This is a genomic window from Planotetraspora thailandica, assembly GCF_016863335.1.
GTDB lineage: Bacteria > Actinomycetota > Actinomycetes > Streptosporangiales > Streptosporangiaceae > Planotetraspora > Planotetraspora thailandica.
Map to the genome: position 1 here is coordinate 23,599 of NZ_BOOR01000020.1, position 7,994 is coordinate 31,592.

Genomic DNA, 7,994 nt, shown 5'->3' on the forward strand with positions numbered 1-7,994 from the left:
CCTGCATGCCTATCCCGGTATGTCCTGAACGGCGTCCGGAGAACCCCGGGCGGGGAAGGGATCGTGTTGCCCAGAAGACTTCGGCGGCTTGCCGCCATCGTCCCGGCGCTGGGGCTCGCGGCGGCAGGCCTCGCCACCACCGGTGCGGCCGAGTCCACGGCCTCCTATCAACCGTCGGCCGGCGACCACTACATCAACTACGCGCCTCCGCGGGTACAGAGCGACGTCACCACCATCAATGAGAAGGTGCCGTCGAAGGCCGCCAGGCGTACCACGCAGCTCGTCCAGGACATCGACCGCAAATTCGCCGGGGGCAACCCCGTCGCGGCGCGCGAGCTCGCCAAGCACGAGAAGCAGGCCATCAAAACCGGCAAGAACCCCTTCGACTTCATCTACAAGAAGTCGAAGACGACCAAGCACGCCGAGCTTCTCACCCTGCTGGTCGAGTTCAACGACCAGGCGAACGACGACTTCTCCGGCTGGTCGCACCCCAAGACGATCGACGACGTCAACGACTGTGTGACCGAGCCGCCGGGCACCAAGCTCAACGGCCCGCTGCACAACAAGATCCAGAACCCTGCCACGGCCGCGGGCGGCGGCAAGGACAACAACTCGATGTGGGTCTCCGACTTCAACACGGCCCACTACAACGACATGCTCTACACGTCCAAGGGCATCACCAAGCGGGTCCGCCCCGACCTGACCGACCCCAGGGACGGCAAGAAGGGCATCGACATCTCCGGCTCCACCATGAAGAACATGTACGAGGAGCTGTCGAAGGGCGCCTACACCGTCAACGGCGAGGCCGTCGGCTGGATCAAGGTCCCGCACTCCGAGGCGTGGTACGGCGCGGGCAAGTGCGGCACCATCCCGCAGGACATGAGCGGCCACCCGGACAACCCCCGAGGCGCGGCCCAGCTGCCGATCGACGCGGTGAACGCCCTGGCCGCGCAGAACCCCTCGTTCGACTGGTCGGCGTATGACAAGGAAGACGTCTCCGACGCCGACGGCGACGGCAACTACGACGAGCCGGACGGTGTGATCGACCACCTGGTGCTCATCCACGCCGGTGAGGACAAGTCGAGCGGCGGCGGCGCCGAGGGCACCTTCTCGCTCTGGGCCCACTCCAGCGACGTGACCGGCGGCTACACCGTGCCCGGCACGAACGTGAAGATCTCCAACTACATCCTCCAGCCGGAGGACGCGGGCGTCGGCGTCTTCGCCCACGAGTACGGCCACGACCTGGGTCTGCCCGACCTCTACGACACCTCGGGCACGGGCGACTCCGACATCGACTTCTGGGACCTCATGTCCAGCGGTTCGCACTCGGGGCCGATCTTCCAGTCGCTGCCCACCCACATGGGCATCTGGGACAAGTGGGTGCTCGGCTGGGCCAACCCCAAGATCATCAACCCCGGTGACCGGACCAACATCGAGGTGGTCGGCCAGACCTCCCGGACGCCGAAGGGCACCGAGGACGGCCTGCGCATCAACCTCCCGGACAAGCACGTCGTCATGTCCACTCCGCACAGCGGGTCCAACCTGTGGTGGTCGGGCAGCGACCAGAGCTGGGCGGACACCCGCCTGACCCGCACGGTCGCCGTGCCCGCCGGCGGCGACGAGAAGTTCCGCTGGTGGAGCGACTGGAGCATCGAGGCGGACTGGGACTACGGCTTCTTCGAGGTCTCCGCCGACGGCGGCGCCACCTGGGCGGAGCAGAAGGTCTACCACGCCGACGGCACCCTCGCCTCCACCGGCGACGACTACGCCGACCCGAACCACCGCATGGTCGACTACGGCGGCAAGAAGTATGGCATCACCGGCGAGAGCGGCGGCTGGCAGAACCTCTACGCCGACCTCGCGCCCTACGCCGGCAAGTCGGTGCAGGTCCGCCTGCGGTATGCCACCGACGCGGCGTCGGAGGAGCGCGGCTGGTTCAACGACGACTTCTCCCTCACCAACGGCGCGACCACGGTGTGGAGCGACGACGTCGAGGGCGGGGCCAACGGGTGGACCGCCACCAAGGGAACCTTCACCGACACCACCGGCACCGGGTTCACGATCCACTCCGGACAGCTCCAGTCCGCGCAGTACTACCTGGCCGAGTGGCGCAACTTCGACGGCTTCGACAAGGGCCTGCAGTACGCCTACGACACGACCTACCAGCGCGACGGCGCCTGGAAGGTCGAGAAGATCAAATACAACGCGCCGGGCCTGCTCGTCTGGTACCGCGACGCGTCCCGTGCCGACAACAACGTGGCCGACTCCTCCTTCGACCTGCCGTCGGTGGGCCCGAAGGGTGAACTGCTCCTGGTGGACTCGCACTTCGACCCGCTTCGCCGTACAGGCCAGGCGGCGACCGTCGACTCGTCGACGCTGAAGAACCTGCCCTCCCGGCCACAGTCGTCCAACGCGGCGTTCAACTTCGACGGGACCTACCCGTTCAAGGAGTGCATCGAGGGCGCGCCGTTCACGCAGTACTGCACCTCCTTCGGCAAGCTGCCCGCGGTGAAGACCTTCACCGACGCCAAGGGCTGGTACCCCGGCATCGAGGTCCGCGACGGCGAGTTGTTCTACCGCCTGCGCGACGCCTCGACGGTCGTGCCGTCGAAGGACAACCAGCCGTACACGACGAGGGTCGTCAACCCCGACGGCTCCCCGGCGAAGGACTACTACGGCGCCGACATCGGCAGCATCCTCGGCTCCGGCAACCCCGGTGACGAGGGCAAGCAGCTCGGCGTGCAGATCAAGCTGGTCAGCCCGCTGCCCGGCAACCTCGGTGTGATCGTCCAGGTCACCCCGCCGAAGGCCGCTCCCGTCAAGAAGTAGCGACCACGGGGTGAGATGAATCGTGCCCGGCGGCCACATGGCCGCCGGGCACGCGCATGTGCGGGGCGCGCCGGAGTTGCCTAGGCTGTGATCATGCGCAGCAAAGCCGACCACACGGCGGCGATCGTCCAGGATCGGCGGGCGGTCCTGGTGGTGAACACCAGGTCCCGGCGGGGCAGGCGTCACTACGCGGACGTCTTACGGCTGCTCCAGGAGGCCGGGTTCCGCCTCTCCGGCGTCCACCCCATCACCGACCCCTCACGCCTGCGGGAGACCGTCGTCCGGGCGCTGTCGAGCGAGCCCGACCTGCTCATCGCCGGGGGCGGCGACGGCACGCTGAGCAGCACCATCAAGCACGTCGCGGGCAAGGACGTCGCCCTCGGCGTGCTGCCCCTCGGGACTACCAACAACTTCGCGAGGAGCCTGGGGCTCCCGCTCGACCTCGCCGGAGCGGTCGGGGTGCTGACCGGCGGCAAGGTGGCCGACATCGACCTCGGCCTCTGCGGTGACCGGCCCTTCGCCAACCTCACCAGCTTCGGCGTCTCCGTCGAGGTCGCCGGTACGGTCAAACCCTGGCTCAAGCGGATCATGGGCAGGTCCGCCTACCCGCTGACCGCGATGACGATCCTCCCCGGCCACCAGCCCTTCCGCGCGTACATCACCGCCGACGGCCGCCGCCACGAGCTGCTCACCCACCAGCTCAACATCGCCAACGGGCGTTTCCACGGCGGCTGGCAGATCGCCAAGGACGCCGGCATCGACAACCGCACCCTCGTCGCCTACCAGCTCGGCTCCGGCAAGCGGCTGCGGCTGATCGGCGAGACCCTCGTACGGGCGACCACCGGCAAGTGGCGCAGCCTCGCCGGAGGGCCCTTCGTCACCGGCACCGAGATGCTGGTCGAGACCGACCCGCCCATGGCCGCCGACATCGACGGCGAGGTACGGCTGCGCACCCCGCTGGTGATCAAGACGATCCCTAACGGCGTCAGGGTGATGGTTCCCCAGGAGTTCGTGGATCGCTGAGCCTGCGGTACGCCGGGCGCAGCAGGTCGAGCAGCGGGATGTGGCGCGCCTTGACCGGGGGAGGATCGAGGGCTCGCAGCAGGATGTCGGCCGGCGCGGACACGCGCGACGGCTGCTGCCGCAACCGGGCCAGCGAGGCGCCCGGCTCGTAGAAGTCGGAGAGGCGGTCGGCGAACGGAACGTCGTCGGTCACCTCGCGCAGATCGTCGAGCAACTCGTCCTTGGGCATGCCGCGCCAGGCCAGCACAAGGAAGGGGTCGTCGTCGAAGCGCTCAGCCAGCAGGTAGAGCGCCGCCGACAGGTGCTTGCACGGGAGACCCCAGTCCGGGCACGAGCACGTCATGTCCAGGCTCTCGGGGAAGAGCGGGAGGCCGTACTCACCGAAGACGTCCTCGATCTCCGGCGGCATCTCCCCGGCCAGCAGTTTGGCGCGGTAGAGCGCCCGGGAGGCGAGCGCCTCGGTGAGCGCCTCCCACTGACTCGCCCCGTAGGCGGCGATCCGGACCACCACGTCGTACGGGACGGGCCGCGACCCCTGCACCCGCGCGGTGACCAGACCCGGCTCGATCTCCAGGGTCAGCACGTTGCCCGAACGCGCGTAGTTGCGTCCCCGGCTCAGCCGGCCCTTGTCGCAGATGGTCTCCAGGATGTCGATGAACCGGCGCGACCACCACCGCTCGCCGATCGTCCCGCGCCGGGAACGGGCCCGCAGTCCCTGCTCCATCAGCTCACCGCCTCCGGGGACAGGCGGAACAGCTCGCGCAGCTCCTCGGTCGACAGCTTCGCGATCCACTCCTCGCCGGCGCCCACGACGCTCTGCGCCAGGGCCTTCTTGCGCTCGATCATCTCGTCGATGCGCTCCTCCAGGGTTCCCACGCAGATGAACTTCCTGACCTGGACGTTCTTGGTCTGCCCGATGCGGAAGGCCCGGTCGGTCGCCTGGTTTTCGACCGCGGGGTTCCACCAGCGGTCGACGTGGACGACGTGGCTGGCCGCGGTCAGGTTCAGCCCGGTGCCGGCAGCCTTGAGCGACAGCAGGAAGACCATCGGCTCTCCGTCGCTCTGGAACCGCTCCACCAGCGCGTCGCGCTGCTTCTTGCCGAGCCCGCCGTGCAGCCACAACACCGGCCGGTCCAGGTGCGCCGCGAGGTACGGCTGGAGCAGCGTGCCGAACTCGGCGTACTGCGTGAAGACCAGGGCTTTGTCGCCCTCGGCGACGATCTCCTCCGCCAGCTCCTCCAGCCGGGCGAGCTTGCCCGACCGGCCCGCCAGGCGTGACCCGTCCTTGAGCAGGTGGGCGGGGTGGTTGCAGACCTGCTTGAGCTTGGTCATCGCAGCCAAGACGTTGCCGCGGCGCTCGATGCCCTCCGAATCGGCGATCTTGCCCATCATGTCCTCGACCACCGCCTGGTAGAGCGTCGCCTGCTCAGGCGTGAGCGTGCACCAGACCTTCATCTCCATCTTGTCCGGCAGGTCGGAGATGATCGTCTTGTCGGTCTTGAGGCGGCGGAGCACGAACGGCCCCGTGGCCCTGCGGAGCGCGGCGGTCGCCTCCTCGTCGCCGTGCCGTTCGATCGGCTCCTGGTAACGGCTGCGGAACGCCGAGACGGAGCCCAGCAGGCCCGGATTGCAGAACTCCATGATCGACCACAGCTCGGCCAGGTGGTTCTCCACCGGCGTGCCGGTCAGCGCGAGCCGCGTGCGCGCGGGCAGGGAGCGCACCGCCTGCGACTGCCGCGCCGCGCTGTTCTTGATGGCCTGGGCCTCGTCGCACACGATCCTGCCCCACGCGAAGGCCGCGAGGGTGTCCCGGTCGCGCAGCGCCGTGCCGTACGTGGTGAGGACCAGGTCGGCTGCGCCCAGACGTTCGGCGAGTTCCTCTTCCCGGAGCCGGGAGCCGCCGTGATGGAGGTAGACGTCGAGGGACGGGGCGAACCTCGCGGCCTCCTTCTGCCAGTTGCTCAGCAGGGACATCGGGCAGATCAGCAGCGTCGGCTCCGGTCTGCCTCCGCCGGCGCGCTCGTCGAGCAGGAGCGACAACGTCTGCGCCGTCTTGCCCAGCCCCATGTCGTCGGCCAGGATGCCGCCCAGCCCGACGCCCGACATGAAGGACAACCACGACAGGCCGCGCTCCTGATACGGGCGGAGCGTGCCGTGGAAGGACTCCGGCGTGGCCACCGGTTCGAGACGGCGGTCGGCCTCGCCCGACAGCAGGTCGCCGAGCAGGCCGTCGGCGTCCACCTCGACCAGGGGGAGGTCGTCGTCCCCGCCCCGCACGACCTCCCCGATCACGTCGGCCACTGTCATCTCGCCCGTACGGCGCCGCTCGACCGCCTTGAGTGCGGCCGTCAGCTGCCGGTCGTCGAGCTCGACCCATCGGCCGCGCACGCGGACCAGGGGCACCTTCAGGCGGGCGAGCTCCGCCAGCTCCTCCTCGGTGATCGTCTCGTCGCCGACGGCCAGGTCGACCCGGAAGTCCACCAGTTGCCGCAACCCGAAGCCCTGGTCGGTCGCCGCTCCCGGGCCGGACTTCTGCGTCGTGGCCGTCAGCTTGAGCCCCAGCCGCGACCTGCCCGCCCACGCCGGCAACTGGACGCCGAACCCGGCCGCCTGCAAAAGAGGGGCGGCATGCCTGAGGAAGTAGAAGGCGCCCGTCATGTCGAGCTCCACCCTCGACGGCCGGGTGCCGGCCAGTGCTTCGTCGATCGCCGGGTAGAGCCGGGCCGCCCGGCCGAGGCCCGCCAGCAGCGTCTCCTCCGGGCGGCCCGGCAACCCGGGGATGGTCTGCCCCTCCCACAGGAGGCCCGCGGGGAGATAGAGGCTCGGATCGTCGGCCGACTGGAGGGCGAACTCCACCGTCCACAGGTTTTGCGAGCCATCGGGTAGCTCGGGAGGCTCTTCCAGGCGGAAGCACACCCGGAACGGGCCGTCGGAACGCTGGGCCTGGGCGAACCACGCCTCCAGAGGCCTGGCGAGCTGCTCGGCCTGCGCCGGGGTCACTCCAGGCAGCCGGGCGTCGTCTCCGGTGAGCGCGACGACCCAGCGGTCGGCGAGCGGGCTGCGCGCCCCCGGCCGGTGCCCGCCGAGCAGTCGCTCGGGCAGCGCCTGCCGTACGGCCGAATCGGCGAGCCCCGCCATGGTCTCCGCGAGCACATGGACGGACGGCCGTTCCCCGCCCGCCGCCCGGCAGACCGGGGGCATCGCACCCGCCAGCTCCTTGAACCGGACGGCGTCCGCGCCCGTGACCACCGGGCGCCAGCGGGCCTCGTAACCGTCCCCCGAATGATCATCCAGCTGGGGCAACACTCTGCCCCGCCGTACGAGGTCGCGCACGTTCACGGCGACGACGGCGAGGTAGCGCAGTGAGGCGCTGGGCAGTGTTTCGCCGTCGAGCGTCTCGCCGGGCTCGTACACCGCCGCGGGCGCCTGGGCGATCTCATCCACCGTCTCCAGCAGGTCCAGCGCGGCGGACGGCTCGATCAGCAGTGCGGGCACCCGCCACCTGCTGATCGTCGCGGGCTGCTGCTTCGCCGGGGTTCGCCGGGCGCCGGTGCCCATGCCCGACTCGGGAGAGGGCAGGGGAGCCCTGGCCGAGCTCGGGAGCAGAATCGTCAGCTCGGAGACGGCCGCCTTGGCGCACACCGCCGTCGCCGTCTCTCCCCACAGGGCGATCTCGGAGGTGAGCGCCGGGGCGGTCGCGGCGAAGGGATGCGGGCGCGTCTGCGCGCGAGAGGCGGTCGACCGCCGGCCTGAGGGATCTTCGGCCCAGAGCGCCAGCCTGCCATCGAACCAGGTCCCGTGGACCACGAACACCGCCGGTCCTCCTTTCGCCATCTGCACCGTAACAGCGGCCGCCGCCTGCCATGCGCCGGCGCATGCTCCCGCGGTTCTGCCGGTTTTCGCATGGGCGCATATCGGGCGGCGTACGGGTGAGTACGCGAGTCTATTTGGCGGAAATGCCGGGGTGGCTGGGTGCCTTTGGTCGGGTCGACCGTTTCGTGTCGTACGGCTTTATGGGTGATTTCAGCCTGTTATCCGACATTGGTGATCGAATGCTTTTACTCGCGATCGCCGCTTATTTCTCATAAATATTCTCTGATTACTCGTGAGTATCGGTTGTCACTGTGTTGTCTTCATGAAAA

General features: G+C 69.3%; 4 protein-coding genes. 2 read left to right on the forward strand and 2 right to left on the reverse strand.

Annotation, left to right across the window (positions count from 1 at the left end):
* Positions 1-66 precede the first annotated feature (66 nt).
* Both Pth03_RS15275 and Pth03_RS15280 read left to right on the forward strand, forming a co-directional pair.
* On the forward strand, positions 67-2,829 hold the full coding sequence (locus Pth03_RS15275; RefSeq protein ID WP_239119060.1) for an immune inhibitor A domain-containing protein: 2,763 nt from the start codon (positions 67-69) through the stop codon (positions 2,827-2,829).
* Between the two features lie 93 nt (positions 2,830-2,922).
* Positions 2,923-3,852, forward strand: a complete 930-nt coding sequence (locus tag Pth03_RS15280) for a diacylglycerol/lipid kinase family protein (RefSeq protein ID WP_203944926.1) — start codon at positions 2,923-2,925, stop codon at positions 3,850-3,852.
* On the opposite strand, the gene Pth03_RS15285 is transcribed toward Pth03_RS15280, so the two are convergent.
* Positions 3,815-4,576 (reverse strand): SWIM zinc finger family protein, encoded by a 762-nt coding sequence (locus tag Pth03_RS15285; RefSeq protein WP_203944927.1) that lies wholly within the window; start codon positions 4,574-4,576, stop codon positions 3,815-3,817. The two genes, Pth03_RS15280 and Pth03_RS15285, sit on opposite strands and share 38 nt — an antisense overlap.
* Positions 4,576-7,665, reverse strand: coding sequence for a DEAD/DEAH box helicase (locus Pth03_RS15290; RefSeq protein ID WP_203944928.1), 3,090 nt, complete (start codon positions 7,663-7,665; stop codon positions 4,576-4,578). Before Pth03_RS15290 ends, Pth03_RS15285 begins: the two co-directional genes overlap by 1 nt.
* Positions 7,666-7,994 lie beyond the last annotated feature (329 nt).